This is a genomic window from Amycolatopsis sp. NPDC021455, assembly GCF_040640995.1.
Lineage (GTDB): Bacteria > Actinomycetota > Actinomycetes > Mycobacteriales > Pseudonocardiaceae > Amycolatopsis.
Window position 1 is genome coordinate 246,511 of sequence record NZ_JBFACT010000001.1, and the last position, 19,898, is coordinate 266,408.

General features: G+C 71.4%; 23 protein-coding genes. 16 read left to right on the forward strand and 7 right to left on the reverse strand.

The features are described 5' to 3' along the window. Positions 1 to 51: 51 nt before the first annotated feature. From AB0G28_RS01370 to AB0G28_RS01385, 4 genes are read left to right on the forward strand one after another with little or no spacing between them, the layout of a single operon-like run. A complete protein-coding gene (locus tag AB0G28_RS01370; protein ID WP_361081803.1) occupies positions 52 to 1,350 on the forward strand; it encodes an HlyD family efflux transporter periplasmic adaptor subunit in 1,299 nt (432 codons plus the stop codon). Next, a complete protein-coding gene (locus tag AB0G28_RS01375) occupies positions 1,347 to 2,051 on the forward strand; it encodes an ABC transporter ATP-binding protein (protein ID WP_361081804.1) in 705 nt (234 codons plus the stop codon). The genes AB0G28_RS01370 and AB0G28_RS01375 overlap by 4 nt, the downstream gene beginning before the upstream one ends. Beyond that, positions 2,048 to 3,250, forward strand: coding sequence for an ABC transporter permease (locus AB0G28_RS01380; protein ID WP_361081806.1), 1,203 nt, complete (start codon positions 2,048 to 2,050; stop codon positions 3,248 to 3,250). The genes AB0G28_RS01375 and AB0G28_RS01380 overlap by 4 nt, the downstream gene beginning before the upstream one ends. Before the next feature lie 11 nt (positions 3,251 to 3,261). Then, complete coding sequence (locus tag AB0G28_RS01385; protein ID WP_361081808.1) at positions 3,262 to 3,840, forward strand: hypothetical protein; 579 nt, start codon at positions 3,262 to 3,264, stop codon at positions 3,838 to 3,840. Here AB0G28_RS01385 and AB0G28_RS01390 read toward each other — a convergent pair. Then, positions 3,837 to 4,313, reverse strand: coding sequence for a TspO/MBR family protein (locus AB0G28_RS01390; protein WP_361081810.1), 477 nt, complete (start codon positions 4,311 to 4,313; stop codon positions 3,837 to 3,839). The two genes, AB0G28_RS01385 and AB0G28_RS01390, sit on opposite strands and share 4 nt — an antisense overlap. A 60-nt stretch (positions 4,314 to 4,373) precedes the next feature. On the opposite strand from AB0G28_RS01390, the gene hemL reads away from it, so the two are divergent. The 8 genes from hemL (at position 4,374) to AB0G28_RS01430 (ending at position 12,130) form a co-directional block, all read left to right on the forward strand. Continuing rightward, on the forward strand, positions 4,374 to 5,675 hold the full coding sequence (gene hemL / locus AB0G28_RS01395) for a glutamate-1-semialdehyde 2,1-aminomutase (RefSeq protein WP_361081812.1): 1,302 nt from the start codon (positions 4,374 to 4,376) through the stop codon (positions 5,673 to 5,675). Next, positions 5,672 to 6,298, forward strand: coding sequence for a histidine phosphatase family protein (locus tag AB0G28_RS01400; RefSeq protein ID WP_361081814.1), 627 nt, complete (start codon positions 5,672 to 5,674; stop codon positions 6,296 to 6,298). Before hemL ends, AB0G28_RS01400 begins: the two co-directional genes overlap by 4 nt. Next, entirely contained in the window at positions 6,295 to 6,858 is a 564-nt protein-coding gene (locus AB0G28_RS01405) for a TlpA disulfide reductase family protein (RefSeq protein WP_361081816.1), read from the forward strand. The genes AB0G28_RS01400 and AB0G28_RS01405 overlap by 4 nt, the downstream gene beginning before the upstream one ends. An 82-nt stretch (positions 6,859 to 6,940) precedes the next feature. Further along, positions 6,941 to 7,306, forward strand: a complete 366-nt coding sequence (locus tag AB0G28_RS01410) for a hypothetical protein (protein WP_361081818.1) — start codon at positions 6,941 to 6,943, stop codon at positions 7,304 to 7,306. Positions 7,307 to 7,404: 98 nt separating this feature from the next. Next, positions 7,405 to 8,178: a cytochrome c biogenesis CcdA family protein gene (locus tag AB0G28_RS01415; RefSeq protein ID WP_361081820.1), complete on the forward strand. Its 774-nt coding sequence runs from the start codon at positions 7,405 to 7,407 to the stop codon at positions 8,176 to 8,178. After that, positions 8,175 to 9,776 carry a cytochrome c biogenesis protein ResB gene (locus AB0G28_RS01420; protein ID WP_361081822.1) on the forward strand — a complete coding sequence of 534 codons (1,602 nt, stop codon included), beginning with the start codon at positions 8,175 to 8,177 and terminating at the stop codon, positions 9,774 to 9,776. Before AB0G28_RS01415 ends, AB0G28_RS01420 begins: the two co-directional genes overlap by 4 nt. Before the next feature lie 3 nt (positions 9,777 to 9,779). Beyond that, complete coding sequence (gene ccsB, locus AB0G28_RS01425) at positions 9,780 to 10,748, forward strand: c-type cytochrome biogenesis protein CcsB (protein ID WP_361081824.1); 969 nt, start codon at positions 9,780 to 9,782, stop codon at positions 10,746 to 10,748. A 77-nt stretch (positions 10,749 to 10,825) separates the two neighbouring features. Then, positions 10,826 to 12,130 (forward strand): MinD/ParA family protein, encoded by a 1,305-nt coding sequence (locus AB0G28_RS01430; protein WP_361081825.1) that lies wholly within the window; start codon positions 10,826 to 10,828, stop codon positions 12,128 to 12,130. Positions 12,131 to 12,205: 75 nt separating this feature from the next. Here the strand turns inward: AB0G28_RS01430 and AB0G28_RS01435 are convergent, their stop codons facing one another. Then, positions 12,206 to 12,391 (reverse strand): hypothetical protein, encoded by a 186-nt coding sequence (locus AB0G28_RS01435; RefSeq protein WP_361081827.1) that lies wholly within the window; start codon positions 12,389 to 12,391, stop codon positions 12,206 to 12,208. A 146-nt stretch (positions 12,392 to 12,537) separates the two neighbouring features. Next, positions 12,538 to 12,750, reverse strand: a complete 213-nt coding sequence (locus tag AB0G28_RS01440) for a BldC family transcriptional regulator (RefSeq protein ID WP_003081896.1) — start codon at positions 12,748 to 12,750, stop codon at positions 12,538 to 12,540. A gap of 278 nt (positions 12,751 to 13,028) precedes the next feature. Between AB0G28_RS01440 and AB0G28_RS01445 the strand changes: the two genes are divergently transcribed. Genes AB0G28_RS01445 through AB0G28_RS01455 form a run of 3 tightly spaced genes read left to right on the forward strand, consistent with a single transcriptional unit; the run spans position 13,029 to position 14,880 of the window. After that, complete coding sequence (locus AB0G28_RS01445) at positions 13,029 to 13,502, forward strand: Lrp/AsnC family transcriptional regulator (RefSeq protein ID WP_361081829.1); 474 nt, start codon at positions 13,029 to 13,031, stop codon at positions 13,500 to 13,502. A gap of 11 nt (positions 13,503 to 13,513) precedes the next feature. Next, on the forward strand, positions 13,514 to 13,801 hold the full coding sequence (locus tag AB0G28_RS01450; protein WP_361081831.1) for a DUF4229 domain-containing protein: 288 nt from the start codon (positions 13,514 to 13,516) through the stop codon (positions 13,799 to 13,801). Next, positions 13,798 to 14,880: a PLP-dependent cysteine synthase family protein gene (locus AB0G28_RS01455; RefSeq protein WP_361081833.1), complete on the forward strand. Its 1,083-nt coding sequence runs from the start codon at positions 13,798 to 13,800 to the stop codon at positions 14,878 to 14,880. Before AB0G28_RS01450 ends, AB0G28_RS01455 begins: the two co-directional genes overlap by 4 nt. On the opposite strand, the gene AB0G28_RS01460 is transcribed toward AB0G28_RS01455, so the two are convergent. The 4 genes from AB0G28_RS01460 to AB0G28_RS01475 form a co-directional block, all read right to left on the reverse strand. Further along, on the reverse strand, positions 14,877 to 15,746 hold the full coding sequence (locus tag AB0G28_RS01460; protein ID WP_361081835.1) for a 1,4-dihydroxy-2-naphthoate polyprenyltransferase: 870 nt from the start codon (positions 15,744 to 15,746) through the stop codon (positions 14,877 to 14,879). The two genes, AB0G28_RS01455 and AB0G28_RS01460, sit on opposite strands and share 4 nt — an antisense overlap. Before the next feature lie 61 nt (positions 15,747 to 15,807). Then, positions 15,808 to 15,951, reverse strand: a complete 144-nt coding sequence (locus AB0G28_RS01465) for a hypothetical protein (RefSeq protein WP_361081837.1) — start codon at positions 15,949 to 15,951, stop codon at positions 15,808 to 15,810. Between the two features lie 51 nt (positions 15,952 to 16,002). Then, positions 16,003 to 17,127, reverse strand: coding sequence for an o-succinylbenzoate--CoA ligase (gene menE, locus AB0G28_RS01470; protein WP_361082346.1), 1,125 nt, complete (start codon positions 17,125 to 17,127; stop codon positions 16,003 to 16,005). Position 17,128: 1 nt separating this feature from the next. Next, entirely contained in the window at positions 17,129 to 18,052 is a 924-nt protein-coding gene (locus AB0G28_RS01475; protein ID WP_348954232.1) for a 1,4-dihydroxy-2-naphthoyl-CoA synthase, read from the reverse strand. A gap of 54 nt (positions 18,053 to 18,106) precedes the next feature. Between AB0G28_RS01475 and menD the strand changes: the two genes are divergently transcribed. Then, on the forward strand, positions 18,107 to 19,783 hold the full coding sequence (gene menD, locus AB0G28_RS01480) for a 2-succinyl-5-enolpyruvyl-6-hydroxy-3-cyclohexene-1-carboxylic-acid synthase (RefSeq protein ID WP_361081840.1): 1,677 nt from the start codon (positions 18,107 to 18,109) through the stop codon (positions 19,781 to 19,783). Positions 19,784 to 19,898 lie beyond the last annotated feature (115 nt).

A 19,898-nucleotide genomic window follows, 5' to 3' on the forward strand; every position in this document is an offset into this window, starting at 1 on the left:
CGCACAGGCAACGAACAGTCAATTGCTAAACAGCGGCACCAAGGTTGCCGCATGACGCGCGTGCGTGCCTCGAAGGCATGGGTGATCAACGGTGCTCTGGTCGTACTGCTGGCCGGGGCGGGCTTCGGGATATACCAGGCGTTCAGCCCCGCGCCGAGCTCGGCGCAGGCGCAGTCGCGCAGCACCCCGGTCCGCCGGGCGACGGTCACCGAGACCGTCTCCGCCGCCGGCACCCTCGCCAGCAGCTACACCGGCGCGGCGAACTTCGCGACGGCCGGCAAGGTCACGTCGATCGACGTCAAGGTCGGCGACGTCGTCAGCGCCGGGCAGAAGCTCGCCACCGTCGACAGCACACAGGCGGCGAAGCAGCTTCAGGTCGCGAAGGCGAACCTGGCGGTCGCGCAGGACGCCCTGGACGCCGCCGAGACGGCCGAAGCCACTCCGGCCACCGGGCAGAACAACCAGAACAGCCAGAACAGCGCGCAGACCGCGGCGAACAACGTCACCTCGGCGCAGGCGAAGCTCGACCAGGCCCAGCTCGACGTCCAGACCGCGCAGCAGGCGCTCGACAACACGACGCTCTACGCGCCCGGCGCCGGCACGGTCACCGCGATCAACGGCGCCGTCGGGCAGCAGTCCTCCAGCGGCTCGTCGAGCAGCGGCTCCCAGTCGTCGTCCAGCGGCAGCGGCCAGGGCTCGTCCTCGAACTCGAACTCCAGCGCCGCGTCGTCGAGCAGCAGCTCCGGCAGCGGGTTCATCACCATCACCAACATGACCGGCCTCGTCGTGAACACCTCGGTCGCGGAGATCGACGTCAGCAAGGTCAAGACCGGCCAGAAGGCGACCGTGACGCTCAACGCGCTGCCGGACAAGCCGATCCAGGCGACCGTGTCGAGCATCAACCTGACCCCGACGACGAGCGGCAGCGTCGTCTCCTACGGCGCGCAGCTGGCGCTGACCTCCCCGCCGGACGGGCTGCGGCCCGGTCAATCGGCGAGCGTCGTGATCACCGTCGCCGAGGCACAGGACGCGCTGAGCGTGCCGGCCGCGGCGGTGCAGACCGTCGGCAGCACCAACCTCGTCACCGTGCAGGAGAACGGCCAGAACGTCACGCGCCAGGTGCAGGTCGGCCTCCGCGGCGAGTCGACGGTCCAGATCACCTCCGGACTGAGCGAGGGCGAGAACGTCGTGCTCACCGCTACGGCCGCGACTGGAACGGGTGGCGGCAACAACCGCACCGGTGGGACCGGCGGCACCGGCGGATTCCCCGGCGGTGGGACCGGCGGGTTCCCGGGTGGCGGCCAGCGCGGCACGGGCACCGGCGGTGGCGGCTTCGGCGGGCGCGGATGAACCCGGTGATCGCGGTCTCCGGACTGCGCAAGACCTACGGGTCCGGTGAGACGGCGGTGCACGCGCTGCGCGGCGTCGACCTCACCGTGTGGCCCGGCGAGTACGTCGCCATCATGGGCGCGTCCGGCTCGGGCAAGTCGACGCTGCTGAACATGCTGGGCTGCCTCGACGTCCCGACCTCCGGCCGGTACCTCCTGGACGGGTTCGGTGTCGGGAAGCTGAACGAACGGCAATTGGCGTTGCTGCGCAACCGGAAGATCGGCTTCATCTTCCAGTCGTTCAACCTGGTGCCCCGGACGTCCGCTTTGTCCAACGTGGAGCTTCCTTTGGTCTACAGTGGACTGAGGCGATCGGAACGACGGCGGCGCGCGCTCGCGGCACTGGAGATGGTCGGGCTGTCCGACCGGGCCAAGCACCTGCCGAGCGAGCTTTCGGGCGGCCAGATCCAGCGTGTCGCCGTGGCGCGGGCCCTGGTCACCGGTCCGGCGATGCTGCTGGCCGACGAGCCGACCGGCAACCTCGACCGGCGCAGCACCGAGGACGTCCTCGGCGTGTTCGACCGGCTCAACTCCCTCGGCCGCACCATCGTCGTCATCACGCACGAGGACGAGGTCGCCGAGCACGCGCACCGGGTGGTGCGGGTGGACGACGGCCTGATCGTCTCGGACGAAGTGACACGCGCGGTGGGGGCGGTCTCGTGAACCTGCTGGAAATCCTGCGCTTCGCCGTCCGCGGTCTGACCGCGAACAAGCTGCGCTCGGCCCTCACCACGCTCGGCATCACCATCGGCGTCGCCGCGGTGATCCTGCTCGTCGCGGTCGGCAACGGTGCGTCCGCGGCCATCGCGGCCAGCATCCAGGGCCTCGGCACCAACGTCGTCAACGTCTCCCCGGCCCGCGGCGGCGGGCAGGGCGCGTCGGCGCGGCCGCTGACCGTGCAGGACGCCCACGCGCTCGTCGACCCCGTCGGCGCCCCCGACGTCAAGGCCGCCTCACCGGTGGTCAACACGACGGCGACCGCGACCTACGGGCAGACGTCCTACGACATCCCGACCGTCGCGGGCACCGAGCCGGCCTACTTCACCACCACCAACCGCGAGATCGCCGACGGCCAGCTGTTCACCAGCGAGGACGTCACCACCGCGCGGAAGGTCGTCGTCCTCGGCCCGACGACCGCGCAGTCGATCTTCGGCGCCACCGAGCCCGTCGGCAAGAACGTGCTGCTCAACAGCATCCAGTTCACCGTCATCGGGGTGCTGCAGGCCAAGGGCAGCACCGGGCTGCAGAACGCCGACGACGTCGCCATCGCGCCGATCTCGGCCGTCCAGAACTCCCTGGCCGGCTACGGCAACCTCAACCAGATCGCCGTCCAGGCCACCACCGCGGACTCCGTCTCGCTGGCCCAGTCCGAGATCACCGCGATCCTCAACGCCCGCCACGGCATCCGGCTCGGCGGCACCCCCGACTACCAGATCCAGAACTCCGAGCAGCTCCTCGCGACGCGGACGTCGGCGACCGAGACGTTCACCGTGCTCCTCGCGGCGGTCGCGGCGATCTCCCTGCTCGTCGGCGGCATCGGCGTCACCAACATCATGCTCGTCACCGTGACCGAGCGGATCCGCGAAATCGGCATCCGCAAGGCCATCGGCGCCCCGCGCTCGGCCATCCTCGGCCAGTTCCTCGCCGAAGCGACCATGCTCAGCCTGTTCGGCGGGCTGCTCGGCGTCGCGATCGGGCTCATCGGCAGCCGGTTCACCATCTCCGGGATCAAACCCGTCGTGGTGCCCTCGTCGATCCTGCTCGCCTTCGCGGTATCCGCCCTGATCGGGCTGTTCTTCGGCAGCTTCCCGGCCAACCGCGCCGCCAAGCTGCGGCCCATCGACGCCCTGCGGCACGAATAAGGAGTCCTGGCATGTCCACCCACACGACGACCCCGCCGGGTGACGAGCCGACGGCGATCCTGCCCGCCGTCGAGCCGACCGCGGAACAGATCGTCGCCAGCCCGGCCGTCGACGGCGACCTCAACGCGGAGATGCGCCGCGCCGCCAAGCCGTTCTCCCGCACCACCCTGGTCCTCGCCGGGCTCGTCGTGCTCGCGATCGCGTTCGGCGGCGGCGCCTGGACCCACGCGGCGTTCGGCTCGTCGTCTTCGACGCCCGCCCGGCAAGGCGGCACCGGCGGCGCCCAAGCCCGCGGCGCCCAGGCCGGGACCGGGCAGACCGGCGGCACCGGCCAGCAGGGCGGCGGCGGGTTCCGCGGCGGCCGCGGCACCACCGGCACGGTCGACCACGTCGACGGCACCACGGTGTACGTGAAGACCGCGCAGGGCACCGACGTCAAGGTGTCCACATCGGACTCCACGACGGTCGGGGTGACCCAGCCGGGCAAGCTGGCGGACCTCAAGCCGGGCGCGACGGTCGTCGTCCAGGGCCAGGCGGGCGACGACGGCACGGTGGCCGCGCAGGCCATCACCCAGCAGGCCGGGCGCTAGTTCAGCACGACGACCGCGGCGTTGAGCGCCGTCGCGTAGAGGATCCAGCCCAGGTAGGGCACCTGCACCGCGGCGGCGAGCTTCGACCGGCGGGCGAACAGGACGATCGTCACGACCACGACGACGTCCAGCAGCACGATGTCGGCCAGCGCCACCCGCGCGGCGCCGCTTTCGAAGAACAACGGCGTCCAGAGCAGGTTGAACAGCAGGCCGATGCCGTACGCGGCGAACCCGCGCGTCTCGCCGTCGGTGCGCCAGTACAGCCAGCCGGACAGCGCGAGCATGACGTACAACACGGTCCACACCGGACCGAACACGGACGCGGGCGGCGCCCACGGAGGCTGCTCGAGCCGGGCGTAGACGTCCTTCGCCGACGTCGCGGCCAGGGCGCCGACCACCGCGACCACGGCGACGAGACCGAAGAACCCGGCCAGCACCAGCCACGGGTTGCGGTGCGGCACGCGTTCGGTCACCGGCTGTTCCCCTCCCGGGCGGCGTCCCGCCATCTTAGGCGGGTTTGGGAGTATGGACTGGTGAGCACTGGAACCGAGCAGTCCAAGGCATGGTTCGAACGCGCGAAGGCGGCCGTCCCGGGCGGGGTGAACTCGCCGGTCCGGGCGTTCAACTCGGTCGGCGGCACCCCGCGGTTCATGGTCCGCGGCGAGGGCCCCCACCTGTGGGACGCCGACGGCAACCGCTACGTCGACCTGGTGTCCTCGTGGGGCCCGATGATCCTGGGCCACGCGCACCCGGCGGTCGTCGAGGCGGCGCGCGCGGCGGCGACGTCCGGGCTGTCGTTCGGCACGCCGACGATCGGCGAGGTCGAGCTGGCCGAGGAGATCATCGGCCGCGTCGAACCCGTCGAACAGGTGCGCCTGGTCAACTCCGGCACCGAGGCCACGATGAGCGCGATCCGGCTGGCCAGGGGGTTCACCGGCCGGTCGAAGATCGTGAAGTTCGCCGGGTGTTACCACGGTCACGTCGACGCGCTGCTCGCCCAGGCCGGCTCCGGCGTCGCCACGCTCGGGCTGCCGACGTCCCCCGGTGTCACCGGGGCACAGGCCGCGGACACGCTGGTGCTGCCCTACAACGACCTCGACGCCGTCCGGAAGTCCTTTGTGGACAACCCGGGGGAGATCGCCGCGGTGATCACCGAGGCGGCGGCCGGGAACATGGGCGCGGTCGCGCCCTCCGGGGGCTTCAACGCGGGCCTGCGGGAGATCGCCCACGAGCACGGCGCGCTGCTGATCATGGACGAGGTGATGACCGGGTTCCGCGTCTCGGCCGCGGGCTGGTTCGGCCTCGAAGGCGTGGCCGGCGACCTCTACACGTTCGGCAAGGTGATGTCCGGCGGCCTGCCGGCGGCGGCCTTCGGCGGTCGCGCCGACGTGATGGCCAAGCTGGCCCCCGGCGGGCCGGTCTACCAGGCCGGGACGCTGTCCGGGAACCCCGTCGCGGTGGCCGCGGGCCTGGCGACGCTGCGCGCGGCCGACAACGCCGTGTACGCGGCTCTCGACGCCAACGCGAAGCGCCTCGGGGACCTCTTCCACGCGGCGCTGAACGAAGCCGGGGTTGCGCACAACGTCCAGTACGCGGGCAACTTGGTAAGCGTCTTCTTCGGCGAGAAGCCGGTACACGACTACGCCGGCGCGCAGGCGTCCGAGACGTGGCGGTTCCCGCCGTTCTTCCACGCGTTGCTCGACGGAGGCGTGTACGCGCCCCCGAGCGCGTACGAGGCATGGTTCGTCAACGCGGCCATGGACGACGAAGCGTTCTCGGTGATCGAAGCGGCTCTGCCCGCGGCGGCGCGCGCGGCGGCTGGAGCCGTCCAGTGACCACTGTCGTCCACATGCTGCGTCACGGCGAAGTGCACAACCCCTCGAAGATCCTCTACGGACGCCTGCCGGGCTACCGGCTGTCGGAACGCGGGCAGCGGCAGGCGCTGACGGTCGCGGAGGCCGTCGCGGGCCACGACCTGGTGCACGTCGTGGCGTCGCCGCTGCAGCGGGCGCAGGAGACGGCGGCGCCGATCGCCGCGGCGCACCGGCTCGACATCGCGACCGACGAGGGCCTGATCGAGGCGGGCAACCAGTTCGAGGGCCTGCACGTGGCGGTCGGCGACGGCGCGCTGCGGGAGCCGCGGCACTGGCCGAAGCTGGTGAACCCGTTCAAGCCGTCGTGGGGCGAGCCGTACATCGAGATCGCGCACCGGATGCTCGGCGCGGTCCACCGGGCGCGCGAAGCGGCCTCCGGGCACGAGGCGCTGTGCGTCTCGCACCAGCTGCCGATCTGGACGCTGCGGCGGTTCCTCGAGGGCAAGCGCCTGTGGCACGACCCGCGCCGCCGCCAGTGCTCGCTGGCGTCGCTGACGTCGCTGGTCTTCGACGGCGACGAGCTGCGGGAGATCGTCTACAGCGAGCCCGCGGGCGCCACCGACCCGAAGGTGACCGGGGCATGAAACGGCTGATCGTGGGGATGGTCGCGGTGCTGGCGCTGGCCGGGTGCAGCGCGGGCAAGGACGCGGTGGTGCAGGGGAGCAGCTTCAGCTTCGTCTCCCCGGGCGGCAAGGTCGACATCACCTACGACCTCGCCCAGCGCCAGACGGCCCCGGTCCTGGCCGGCGACGACCTGATGAACGAGGGCAAGCAGCTCTCGCTGGCGGACTTCCCCGGCAAGGTCCTGGTGCTGAACCTGTGGGGCCAGTGGTGCGGCCCGTGCCGCACGGAAGCCCCGGAGATGGAGACGCTGGCGAAGGAGGGCGTCCAGGTGGTCGGCATCGACGTCCGCGACCCGGCGCGGGACGTGGCCCAGGACTTCGTCCGCGACCGCGGGCTGACGTACCCGTCGATCTACGACCCGGACGGCCGGGTCCTGCTCAAGCTGACCGGCTACCCGCGGAACATCATCCCGTCGACCATCGTGCTGGACAAACAGCACCGGGTCGCGGCGGTGTTCCTGCGCCAGGTGCTGGCCCAGGACCTGCGTCCGGTGGTCCAGCGGCTGAACTCGGAAGCCTGACCGCGATCGGGGGAAAAATCCCCCAGGACCGGACAGTCCGGATATGTTCGTCATGATCATTTCCCGGACCGAGGGGGTTCCGATGTTCAAGAAGACCGCGGTCGCCGCGATGGTGGCCTGCGCCGCGACGGTGGCCGTTTCGGTACCGGCGTCGGCCGGGACGGGGACGGCGCCGGTCGCTGTCCAGGGGTTCACGCTGCTCACGGAGAGGACCGGCTACGGCCGCGCGCTCCGTCTCTGGCAGAACTCCGCCAACGGCCTGGTTCACGCCAACCTGTCCGGCGCCCGCGGCGGCGACAAGCTGTCCATCGGCAGCTGCTGCTACCCGTACACCACGTACGAAACGGTCACCAGCACCGGCCAGGCCGAGCTCAACACGCAGGAATACCGCAACTACGGCCCGAGCGTGAACGGAGTCTTCGCCGACGGCGGGGAACTCCACTTCTGATCCTCGGGGCGGGACGAAGGTCCTGATCCGCCGTGACCGAGGTCCTGTGAAGCGGCCCCGGCGTTCTCACCGGGACCTCACTGCCTACCCTCAACGGGGTGAACTCCGTGACCGAGCTGGCGATCTCCGGACCGCTGCTGCTCGCCGCGGGCGTCGCGCTGCTGGCCGGCGCCGTCTCCTTCGCTTCGCCGTGCGTCGTGCCGCTCGTGCCGGGGTACCTCGCGTACCTCGCCGCGCTCGTCGGTGCCGATGCTCCGGCCGTCAGCGCCGACGAAGAGCGCAAGAAAGGCCGGTGGGCCGTTGTCGGGGCCGCCCTGCTGTTCGTGCTCGGGTTCACCATCGTGTTCGTCGGCACGCTCGGGACCCTCGTCTGGCTCGCCGGCACGCTCGTCCTCAACCAGGACCTCCTGCAGCGCGTCGGCGGCGTCCTGACCATCGGCATGGCCCTGGTCTTCCTCGGCTGGATCCCCGGCCTGCAGCGCGAGGTCCGCTCGCACCACGTCCCGCGCGGCGGGGTCTGGAGCGCGCCGCTGCTGGGCGCGATCTTCGGGCTCGGCTGGACGCCGTGCATCGGCCCGACCCTGTCGGCCGTCATGACGCTGGCCAGTGCCACCGGCGGCGCCGAGGTCCGCGGGTACCTGCTGATCGCCGTCTACTGCCTCGGCCTCGGGGTGCCGTTCCTGCTGATCGCGCTCGGCGCCCGCTGGGCCGTGCGCGCCACCGACTGGGTGCGCCGGCACGGCCGCCAGGTGCAGATCTTCGGCGGCGTGCTGCTCATGGCGGTCGGCATCCTGCTGGTCACCGGCGTCTGGGGCGATCTGATGGGCTGGCTCCGCAACGAGCTCACCGGTGATCTGAGGCTGCCGCTGTGACGACCACGGAAGCGCCGCCGGCCGCACCGAAGCCGCCGCACAACACGCCCGCGAAGCGCACCTTCGCCTTCCTCCGCAACACCTGGCGCGGCCTGACGTCGATGCGCACCGCGCTCGTCCTGCTGTTCCTGCTCGCCCTGGCCGCCCTGCCCGGCGCGCTCCTGCCGCAGCGGAAGCTCAACGCCCCCAAGGTCGACGAGTACATCACCGCCCACGGCTGGTGGGGGACGCTGCTCGACAAGCTCGAGTTCTACGACGTCTACTCGAGCATCTGGTTCTCGGCGATCTACCTGCTGCTGATGGTCTCGCTCGTCGGCTGCCTGACCCCGCGCAGCTTCGAGTACGTCCGCGCGATGCGCGCCAAGCCGGTGCTGACCCCGCGCAACCTGGCCCGGATGCCGCATTACCGGCTCGGCCGCGGCAAGGCCGACGTCGCCGCCGAGATCGCCGCCGTCCACAAGCAGCTCTCCGGCTGGCGGCGGATCGAGCGCGAAGAGGCCGGCGGCGTCCGCACGATCTCCGCCGAACGCGGCTTCCTGCGCGAGACCGGCAACCTGATCTTCCACTTCAGCATGCTCGGCCTGATCGTGTTCTTCGCCCTCGGCAAGCTCTACGGCTACGAGGGCCAGGTCATCGTCCAGGCCGACGGCAGCTCCTTCTGCAACGCCGGCATCTACAACTACGACTCCTTCAACCCCGGCCTGCGCGTCGACGGCACCGACCTCGACCCCTTCTGCGTGAAGGTCAACGACTTCACCGCGCGCTACACCGAGTCCGGCCAGCCCGACTACTACCACTCGAACATCGAGTACCAGTCCGGCCCGGACCTGGAGACGAACACCTGGCACCCGTACGGCCTCGAGGTCAACTCGCCGCTGCGCACCGTCGGCGACCGCGTCTACCTGCTCGGCCACGGCTACTCGCCGAAGTTCACGGTCACCTTCCCGGACGGCTCGCAGCGCACCCAGAACACCCAGTGGCGCACGGTCGACCCGGCCACGATGCTCGCCGAAGGCGCGACGAAGTTCGACCAGCCCGGCATCACCGACGAGGTGCAGCGGCGGACCCGCCAGCTGGCCGTCACCGGCCTCTTCGCGCCGACGGCGTTCCTGCACGGGAACGTCCTGACCTCGTCGGCGCCCGAGGCGAAGGACCCGGCCGTCGCCGTCGACATCCTGCGGGGTGACCTCGGCCTCGACGCCGGGCGCGGCCAGTCCGTGTTCGAGGTCGACCAGTCGCTCATCGACGACGGCAGGCTGAAGAAGGTCGCCCGCGAGAACCTCAAGGTCGGCCAGGAGATCAAGCTCGACGACGGCACGAAGGTCCGCTTCGACGGCGTCGGCCAGTGGGTGTCGCTGCAGGTCTCCCACGACCCGACGCAGGGGTTCGTGCTCGGCTTCGCCGTCGCGATGTTCGTCGGCCTCGGTGCGTCCCTGCTGGTCAAGCGGCGACGGCTGTGGGTGCGGGTGAAGCCGGGGACCGAAGACGAGCCGGGTACCGTGATCGAGGTCGCCGGGCTGGCCCGCACCGACCAGGCCGGGTACGGCGAAGAGTTCCACCGCGTCAGTGAACGCCTGATCAGCGGGCAGAAGGGCTGAGGCATGCCGATCAACGAGACGTTGTCGACCTACAGCGACTGGCTGTACACCACCGCCGCGGCGATCTACGTCGTCGCGCTGATGATGACGCTGATCGAGCAGGGCTTCGGCGCCAAGGGCCGGCTCGCCACCGAGCGCGCCAAGCTGCGGGCGCGGGAGCTCGTCGGCGCCGGCGGGCCGCCGGTCGAGGACGTCCCGGCCGCGCAGCGCGAGGTCGGCCGCCCCGAGCGGATCGGCCGGATGGGCGCGTCGCTGCTCGTGCTCGGCGCGCTGCTGCAGCTGTCGGCGATCGTGCTGCGCGGGCTCGCCGTGCACCGCGCGCCGTGGGGCAACATGTACGAGTACGGCATGGCCGTCACCTTCATCACGGTGCTGACCTGGCTGATCGTGATGTGGAAGTTCCCGGTCCGGCACCTCACCGGCTTCCTGCTGCTGCCCGTCGTGATCCTGATGTTCATCAACGGCACGCTGCTGTACACGACCGCCGCGCCGGTGCAGCCCGCGCTGCAGTCGTACTGGCTGGTCATCCACGTCTCGGCGGCCATCATCGGCTCCGGCGTCTTCCTCGTGCCCGGTGTGGCGAGCGTCCTTTACCTGTTCCGGGCCGCGTACGACAAGGACAACACGAAGTTCGCGCGGTTCGCCCCGAAGCTGCCCGCGGCCGACGTCCTCGACCGGATCGCCTACCGGACCACCATCTTCGCCTTCCCGGTGTTCACCTTCGGGGTGCTCTGCGGCGCGGTCTGGGCCGAGTCGGCGTGGGGCCGGTTCTGGGGCTGGGACCCGAAGGAGACCGTGGCGTTCATCGCCTGGGTCGTCTACGCCGCCTACCTGCACTCGCGGGCGACCGCGGGCTGGCGCGGCGCCCGGGCCGCGGCCATCAACATCGTCGGGTTCGCCGCGGTCATCTTCAACCTGTTCTTCGTGAACCTCGTCACCGCGGGCTTGCACTCCTACGCCGGGGTGGGCTGAGCATCCCGCGGGTACGCCGACTACCGTCGACATCGGGGGACTGATGTGTCAGGCGGAGCGCGCGGAGGTTTTCACCGGTGACCGGACCCAGCGAAGAATCGGCTCCTGGCCACCCCGAACAGGCCGCTGCGACGCCGCAGCCGGGCTTTTTCGCCGACGATCGGACGGACTCGCACCCGCACCCCGAGACGTCGGGCGCCTACGACGTGCAGCCCACGCAGGCGGTGGCGCCGCCGAACCCGGCGGTGTCGGGCCCGCACCAGGTGCCCAACCCCGCCGTGTCCGGTCCGCACCAGATGCCCTACGGCTACGACCAGAACCTGCCGCCGCTGCAGCCCCAGTACGACCCCGCCCAGCAGTACGCGCAGGCGCAGCAGTACCCCCAGCAGCCTCCGGGTTTGCCGCAGCCCCAGGGCGGCCGCCACGCGGCGCCGCAGCAGCCCGGCCACGGCCATGACCTGTCGACCGCGCACCTGGTCAAGCAGACCAGGCGGCCCCCGCAGTCCGGCTGGCGCAAGGCGCTCTACGTCGGCACCGGGAAGCTGGTCAACCCGGGGGAGAGCCCGGCGGACACCCGGCGGCGCGAGCTCATCGCGCGCGTCAACCAGCCGCTGCGCGGGTGCTACAAGATCGCGATGCTGTCGCTGAAGGGCGGCGTCGGCAAGACCACCGTGACGACGACGCTGGGCTCGACGTTCGCGTCCCTGCGCGGTGACCGCGTCGTCGCCGTGGACGCCAACCCGGACCGCGGCACGCTGTCGCAGAAGATCCCGCTGGAGACGACCGCGACGGTCCGTCACCTGCTGCGTGATGCAGCCCGCATCACGCGCTACAGCGACGTCCGGTCGTACACGTCCCAGGGCTCGAGCCGGCTGGAGATCCTGGCCAGCGAGCAGGACCCGGCCGTGTCGGAGGCCTTCTCCGAGGGCGACTACCGGCGCACGATCAACTTGCTGGAGCACTTCTACAACATCGTGCTCACCGACTGCGGGACCGGGCTGATGCACTCGGCGATGAAGGGCGTCCTGGACGTCGCGGACGCGCTGGTCGTGGTGTCGTCCGGCTCGGTCGACGGCGCCCGCAGCGCCTCGGCGACGCTGGACTGGCTCGAAGCCCACGGCTACGGCGAGCTGGTGAAACGCTCGGTGGCGGTGATCAACTCGGTCCGCCCCAAGGGCGGCTCGGTCGACCTCGACAAGCTGTCGGCGCACTTCGGCGCGAAGGTCCGGGCGGTCTGCAAGGTGCCGTTCGACCCGCACCTGGAGGAAGGCGCGGAGATCGAGCTGGACCGCCTGACCGGCGAAACCCGCCTGGCCCTGCTGGAGCTGGCGGCGACCGTCGCCGACGGCTTCGCCACCCCACTCTCCCAGGGCTACCGCTGACCGGCGTCGTGAGTGGTAAAGCGGGTTCCGACCCGCCTTTCACTCACGACGGGCCGTGGTGAAGGTAAAGACTGCCTAGTGGTCTTCGTCCCGGCGCTTGCGCTGCTGTTCGGCCAGCTGACGCAGGAAGTCGGGGTCGTCGTCCGGGGCGAGGGGCGCGCGGCGGGCGGTCGAGGGGACCCCGATCCGCTGGCCGGCGAACGAGCGCCACAGGAGCAGGGCGACGACCAGCGCGCCGACCGCCGCGAGCAGAGCGAGCATGCCGGATCCTTCCGTATGGCTGCCAGTCCCCCGAGGTTAACCTCTCCGGCCGTGTGATGGGCCTCAAGCCGGGGCGGTTGTCCACGAGGGGCCGTGCGGGACGGGGTGGTTCCCCGTACCCGACACGGCCCCGCGCCGGAGATGGTTCAGGCGTTGCGCGCCGGTTCGCTGGCGTCGGTGGTCAGCTCGGCGAGGAGCTCGTTCACCTCGGACTCCCGGAACCGCCGGTGCCCGCCGGGGGTGCGGATCGAGCCGATCCGGCCCGCCGTCGCCCACCGGGTCACCGTCTTGGGGTCCACTCGGAACAGCGCTGCCACCTCGCCAGGGGTGAGCAGGCGTCCGCCCATCGTCGCGGTCATTTTCCGCCTCCTTAACGAACTCACTGCTATACCGGAGGCGTCCGGGCCCTTCTGCCCGTCGCGCCGGGGTAGCCAACAAGGCAATCGTTGCACTTCACCCGTCGGGTACTCGAACGGTTGTCCGCGAGTAAAGAGCCCTTAAAGGTCAAAACGGACACTTTGCTTGCCGTCTGCAATCGATATCCGGTGACCTGACGTGCCAGGACTCCGCCCCATCGCGGTATCGGGCGCGAGGCGTGGTGCCAATGGGGGATTGTCCAACCGCATAGAGTGATCCCGTGGATCAGTTGGACCGGAAGATCATCGCAGCGTTGCGCATCAACGGACGGGCCACTTACGCCGATCTCGGACGGGCCGTCGGGCTCTCCGCGTCGTCGGTGCACGAGCGGGTGGGCAAGCTGGAAGCCGCCGGCGTGATCACCGGCTACCACGCGGTCGTCGACCCGAGCTCGGTCGGTCTCGGCGTCACCGCCCTCGTCAGCATCCACCCGACCGACACCGCCACGGAGGACGACGTCGCCGACGCGCTCGCCGAGCTCGACGAGGTCGAGAGCTGCTACGCGGTGGCCGGGGACGAGGCGTTCGTCGTCAAGGTGCGCGTGCCGACCGTCGACGAGCTGGAGCGGACCCTCGGCAGGCTCCGCCGCATCCCCGGCGTCGGGCGGACGAACACCACCGTCGTGCTCTCGACGCGCTTCGAGGGCCGGCCGAACAACGCGGGGCTGCAGAAGGACCGCCAAGGCGGGGCGTAGCCTGCGTTGATGTGAGCGACGAGAAGGCCCCGCAGCTGGCCCGTGACCTGACGCTGTACCTGCTGGCGCGGTTCGTGCTGGTCGGGGTGATCGCGGGTGCGCTGTCCCTGGCGGGCGTGCCGCTGCTGGTCGCCCTGGTGATCGGCCTGGTCGTCGGGTTGCCGCTGGGGCTGCTGCTCTTCCGCGGCCTCAACGCCCGCGTGACCGCCGGGCTGGCGAAGCGCAACGAGAAGCGGGCGCGCGCCCGTGCCGAGCTGCGCGCGCAGCTGCGTGGCGACGCCGCCGGGCAGCCGGAGTGAGCCGCCCGCACAGCCGCAGCTGGGTCCGCGAGGCCGTCCGGATCATCGAGGCCGACGCCAACCGCAGCGCCGACACGCACCTGCACGTCTTCCCGCTGCCCCCGGAGTGGGGCATCGACCTGTACCTCAAAGACGAGTCCGTCCACCCGACCGGCTCGCTGAAGCACCGGCTGGCCCGGTCGCTGTTCCTCTACGGGCTGGTCAACGGCCAGATCGGGCCGGACACCGTGCTCGTCGAGGCCTCCAGCGGGTCGACCGCGGTGTCCGAGGCCTATTTCGCCCGGATGCTGGGGCTGCGGTTCATCACCGTGGTGCCGCGGCGCACGTCGAAGGAGAAGGTCGCGCTCATCGAGTTCTACGGTGGCGAATGCCACTTCGTCGACGAGGCGCCGGCGATGTACCCCGAGGCGGAGCGGCTCGCGGCCGAGTGCGGCGGGCACTACCTCGACCAGTTCACCTACGCCGAGCGCGCGACGGACTGGCGGGGCAACAACAACATCGCCGAGTCGGTGTTCGCGCAGATGCGCTCGGAACGCCACCCGATCCCTGCCTGGATCGTCGTCGGCGCGGGCACGGGCGGCACGAGCGCGACCTTCGGCCGGTACGTCCGCTACAAGCGCCACACCACGAAGATCTGCGTGGTCGACCCGGAGAACTCGTCGTTCTACGGCGCCTGGGAGACCGGGGCCCTGGACTACGGCACCGGCATGCCGTCGCGGATCGAGGGCATCGGACGGCCGCGCTGCGAGCCGTCGTTCGTGCCGGGTGTCATCGACGAGATGTTCCAGATCCCCGACGCGGGCTCGCTCGCGGCGATCCGGCTGCTGCGCGAGCGGACCGGCCACTGGGCGGGCGGCTCGACGGGCACCAACCTCTACGGCGCGTTCCGGCTCATCTCCCGGATGGTCGAGGACGGCCAGGCGGGCAGCGTCGTCACCCTGCTGTGCGACGGCGGCGAGCGGTACGCGCACACCTACTACAACGACGAGTGGGTGGCCCAGCAGGGCCTGGACCTCGCGCCGCACACGGCGTTGTTCGAGGAGTTCCTGACGACCGGGAAGTTCGTCCCGGAGAGCTAGAGACCCAGTGCGAGGGCGGCGAGCACCGCCCAGGCGAGCATCGCCAGGCCGGTGTCCCGCAACGCCGGGATCAGCGCCCGGCCCTGCTGCCCGCCGCCGACCGCGCGGACCGACTTGAGCAGCAGCGGCGCCGTCAGCAGCGTGATCAGCAGCAGCGGGTGGAAGATCCCGACGGCCACGGCGAGCACGTACGGCACGGCGATCAGCGCCAGGTAGAGCCGCCGGGTGCCCTTGTCGCCCAGGCGGGTGGCCAGGGTGCGCTTGCCGGCCTCGATGTCCGTCGGGATGTCACGCAGGTTGTTGGCCGTCAGGACCGCCGTCGAGAAGCAGCCGACCGCGACCGCGCACGCCAGCGCCGCCCAGCTGACCCGGCCCGCCTGGACGTACACCGTGCCGAGCACGCCGGCCAGGCCGAAGAACACGAAGACGGCGATCTCGCCGAAGCCGTAGTAGCCGTAGGGCTTCTTGCCGCCGGTGTAGAACCACGCGCCGAGGATGCACAGCGCGCCCATCCCGAGCAGCCACCAGTGCCCGCTGGACACGACGAGGACCAGCCCCAGCACCCCGGCGAGACCCAGCGCGGCCAGCGCCGCCGTCAGCACGGCCTTGGGGGCGGCGACCTTCGAACCGACGAGCCGGAGCGGGCCGACGCGGTTTTCGTCGGTGCCGCGGATGCCGTCGGAGTAGTCGTTGGCGTAGTTGACGCCGACGATCAGCGAGAGCGAGACCAGCAGCGCCAGCGCCGAACGCCACCAGGAGAACGCGTCCAGCGCGATCGCCGCACCGACGCCCGCCACCACCGGCGCCACCGCGTTGGGCAACGTCCGCGGCCGGGCCCCTTCGATCCACTCGCTCAAGCTCGCCATGGCGCCATTCAACGCCATGTCGATCAAAGCGGAGAAGGGAGCCCGAACGCCCTCGGCCGGGTCAGTCCGTGGACGGCACCTGCAGGACGAGCGAGCCGCTGTTCGGGTCCGCGGCGGGAGTGTCGGCCAGGGCCGCACCCGCGGGAAGAAGGACCCCCAGGGCGACGGCGGTGCTGATCAAGGCTGTGCGAATCAGGCGCGTCATGGTGAGTAGCGAAGCGGGCGCACGCCGTAAATGTCAAGGAAATGCCGCCATTCAGCCGTGGTGACCCGGCAGCAGCCGGGCTTTCACCGCGGCTCGGTCGATCTTCCCAGGTCCGCGCAGGGGCAGCGCCCCGGTGAACTCGACGCGCTTCGGCGTCGACGCGGGCCCGAGCTCCGCCCGGACCGCCGCCCGCAGGTCACCCGGGTCACCGGAGGACACGACGAGCGCCACGACGGCCTCGCCCCACTCCGGGTCCGGCAGGCCGACGACGCACGCGTCGCGCACGCCCGGCTGCGCGCAGAGGCACCGCTCGACCGCGGCCGCCGAGACCTTCACGCCGCCGGTGTTGATCATGTCGTCGGCCCGGCCGAGCACCTCGACCCGGCCGTCATCGCGGCGGATGCCCCGGTCGGACGTGGTGAACCAGCCGTCCGAGAACGCCTCCGCCGTCAGGTCCGGCCGCCGCCGGTAGCCGTGCGCGAGGACGTCGCCCGCGATGCGGATCCGGTCGCCGGAGACGTCGACGCGGACGCCGTCGAGGGGGAAGCCGTCGTAGACGCAGCCGCTCGCCGTCTCGCTCATCCCGTACGCGGGCACGATCCGCACGCCGGCGTCCGCGGCGCGCTCCCGCAGGGACGGCGACGTCGCCGCCGCGCCGACCACGATCGCGTCGAACGTCTTCGCCGCGGCCAGGCCCGCGCCGCCGTCGTCGAGCAGCCTGACCAGCTGCGTCGGCACCAGCGCGGTGTAGCGGGGGCTGCCCGTCAGCGTCGCGGCCGCGGCGGCGAAGTCGTCCGGCCGGAAGCCGCTGCCGGTCAGCAGCGCCGGGGTGGTCCCGGCCAGCAACGACCGGACCAGCACCTGCAGCCCGCCGATGTAGTGCGCCGGGGTGGCCAGCAGCCAGTGCCCGGGACCGCCGAGCCGGGCGTGCGTGGCCTCGGCGGACGCGGTCAGCGCGCGGGCCGACAGCAGCACGCCCTTGGGCGCGCCGGTCGAGCCCGACGTGGCGATGACCACGGCGGTGCCCGGCTCGGCGGGCTCGTCCGGGGCCATCGCGTCGCGCAGCACGGGGTCGGCGAACGGCAGCACCGCCGGCCCGCCGCCCAGCGCGTCCGCGACGGCTCTGGTCAGGGCGGCGAGCGCCTCGGGCGAGCCGTCGAGGTGGAGAGGGCGCAGCTCAGTAGTAATAGGGGACGTCCTTGAAGTCGGGGTCGCGCTTCTGGAGGAACGCGTCACGGCCTTCGACGGCTTCGTCCTGCATGTACGCCAGCCGGGTGGTCTCGCCGGCGAACAGCTGCTGGCCGACCAGGCCGTCGTCGGTGAGGTTGAACGCGTACTTGAGCATCCGCTGCGCCGTCGGCGACTTGCGCGTGATCTCCCACGCCCAGGTCAGCGCCTCTTTTTCCAGCTCGGCGTGCGGGACGACGGCGTTCACCGCGCCCATGTGGTGCATTTGTTCGGCGGAGTACTCGCGGCCGAGGAAGAAGATCTCGCGGGCGAACTTCTGGCCGACCATCTTCGCCAGGTAGGCCGAGCCGTAGCCGCCGTCGAACGAGCCGACGTCGGCGTCGGTCTGCTTGAACTTCGCGTGCTCGGCGGAGGCGAGCGTGAGATCGCACACCACGTGCAGGGAGTGGCCGCCGCCCGCGGCCCAGCCCGGCACCACCGCGATCACCGGTTTCGGCATGAAGCGGATGAGCCGCTGGCACTCCAGGATGTGCAGCCGGCCCGCCCGCGCGGGGTCCACCGTGTCGGAGGTCTCCCCGCTCGCGTACTGATACCCGGACCGTCCGCGAATACGCTGGTCACCACCGGAGCAGAACGCCCACCCGCCGTCCTTGGGCGACGGGCCGTTCCCGGTGAGCAGGACACAGCCGACGTCGGCGCTCATCCGGGCGTGGTCCAGCGCCCGGTAGAGCTCGTCGACGGTGTGCGGCCGGAAGGCGTTGCGGACCTCGGGACGGTCGAACGCGATCCGCACGACGCGTTTGCCGCCGCGGCTCTCGGCGGAGCGGTGGTATGTGATGTCGGTGAAGGCGAAACCTTCGACCTCGGTCCACGCGGCCGGATCGAACAGCTCGGAAACTCGGGCGTCATCCACGTTTGCGAGGATAGGACGTGTGGACATGAACGATCGCTACCCCGGGGCGTGCCGGTGAACCCTTCCACCGCGCAGGCCAGGGTGATCGTCGACGAACTCGTCCGCAACACCGTTTCCCACGTCGTCCTCTGCCCGGGCTCCCGCAACGCGCCGCTGTCGATCGCGCTGTACGACGCCGCGGCCGCGGGGAAGCTGCAGCTCCACGTCCGGATCGACGAGCGCGGCGCCGCCTTCCTCGCGCTCGGCATCGCCGCGCGCACCGGCCGTCCGGTGGCCGTGCTCTGCACGTCCGGCACCGCGGCCGCGAACTTCCACCCGGCGGTGCTCGAGGCCGACCGGGCCGGCGTCCCGCTGATCGTGATGACCGCCGACCGGCCGCCCGAGCTGCGCGCGGCCGGCGCGTCGCAGGTCATCGACCAGCACCAGCTCTACGGCGACGCCGTCCGCTACTTCGACGAGCTGGCCGTCGCCGAGCGGCGGGCCGGGCAGAACTCGTACTGGCGCAGCCAGATCTGCCGGGCCTGGAACGCCGCCTACGGCGAGTGGCGCTGCGGGCCGGTGCACCTGAACATCCCGTTCCGCGAGCCGCTCGTCCCGGATCTCGACGACGACGGCGAGTGGTACGAATCGCTCGACGGCCGCGCCGACGGCTCCCGCTGGACCGAGCTGCCCGACTTCGGCGCGCTGCCGTCGTTCGTGGTGCCTTCGGCGCGTCACGGCCTGGTCATCGCGTGCGACACCGGCGTCCAGGCGGCCAGTGAGTGGGCCGAGCAGCACGGCTGGCCGGTGGTGTCGGAGACCGGCGGTCTCGGGCTGTCCGGCGGCACGGCGATCTCGTCCGGGGCGTGGCTGCTCGGCGTCGAGGAGTTCATCGGGAAGCACATGCCCGAGCAGGTGCTCTGCCTCGGCCGCCCGACGGTGTTCCGGCAGATCCAGAAGGTGCTTTCGGACGCCTCGGTCGAGGTGCTGCTGGTGCGCCCGGACTCGGACTGGCCGGCGCCCGCGCACAACGTCCGGCAGGTCGGGCAGTGGTTCGACGAGCCGACCAAGCCCGCCGACCCGGAGTGGCTGGCCAGCTGGCGCCGGGCCGACGCGGCGGCGTCGTCGGCGGTCTCGGAGCTGCTGGCCGGGGAGTCGTGGCCGAGCGGGCTGCGGGTGGCGACCGAGCTGGTGGACGCCCTGCCGCCGGACTCGCTGCTGGTGGTCGGCTCGTCCAACCCGACCCGGGACGTCGCGCTGGCCGGACGGCTGCGCCCGGACGTGCTCGTGCACCGCAACCGCGGCGTCGCGGGCATCGACGGCACGGTCTCGACCGCCATCGGCGCCGCGTACGTGCACCGGGGCCCGTCCTACGCGCTGCTGGGCGACCTGACGTTCCTGCACGACGCGTCGGGCCTGCTCACCGGGCCCGCCGAGCAGCGTCCCGACCTGACGATCGTGGTGCTCAACGACGACGGCGGGGGCATTTTTTCGCTGCTCGAGCAGGGTGCGCCGGAGCACGCGGCGAGCTTCGAACGCGTCTTCGGCACCCCGCACGGCGCCGACCTGGGCGCGTTGTGCGCCGGCTACCGCGTCCCGCACGTCGTCGCGGAGACGCTGACGGAGTTCAGGGCGGCCCTGGCGCCCGCGCCGGGACTGCGGGTCGTCGAGGTGCGAGTGGACCGGTCGCGGCACCGCGACCTGCACGCCCGGCTGCGTGCGGCGGTGTCCGCCGCCGTCTCCGCGGCCTGACGTCAACCGCTTTCCGAGTGGTATCCCAGTAGGCAAGAAACCTCCCTTCGGCTGTTCCTGCCTCCGCCTGCCCTGGCTACGTTCGAGCGCGCTGCTTCTCACTCCTTCAGGAGGA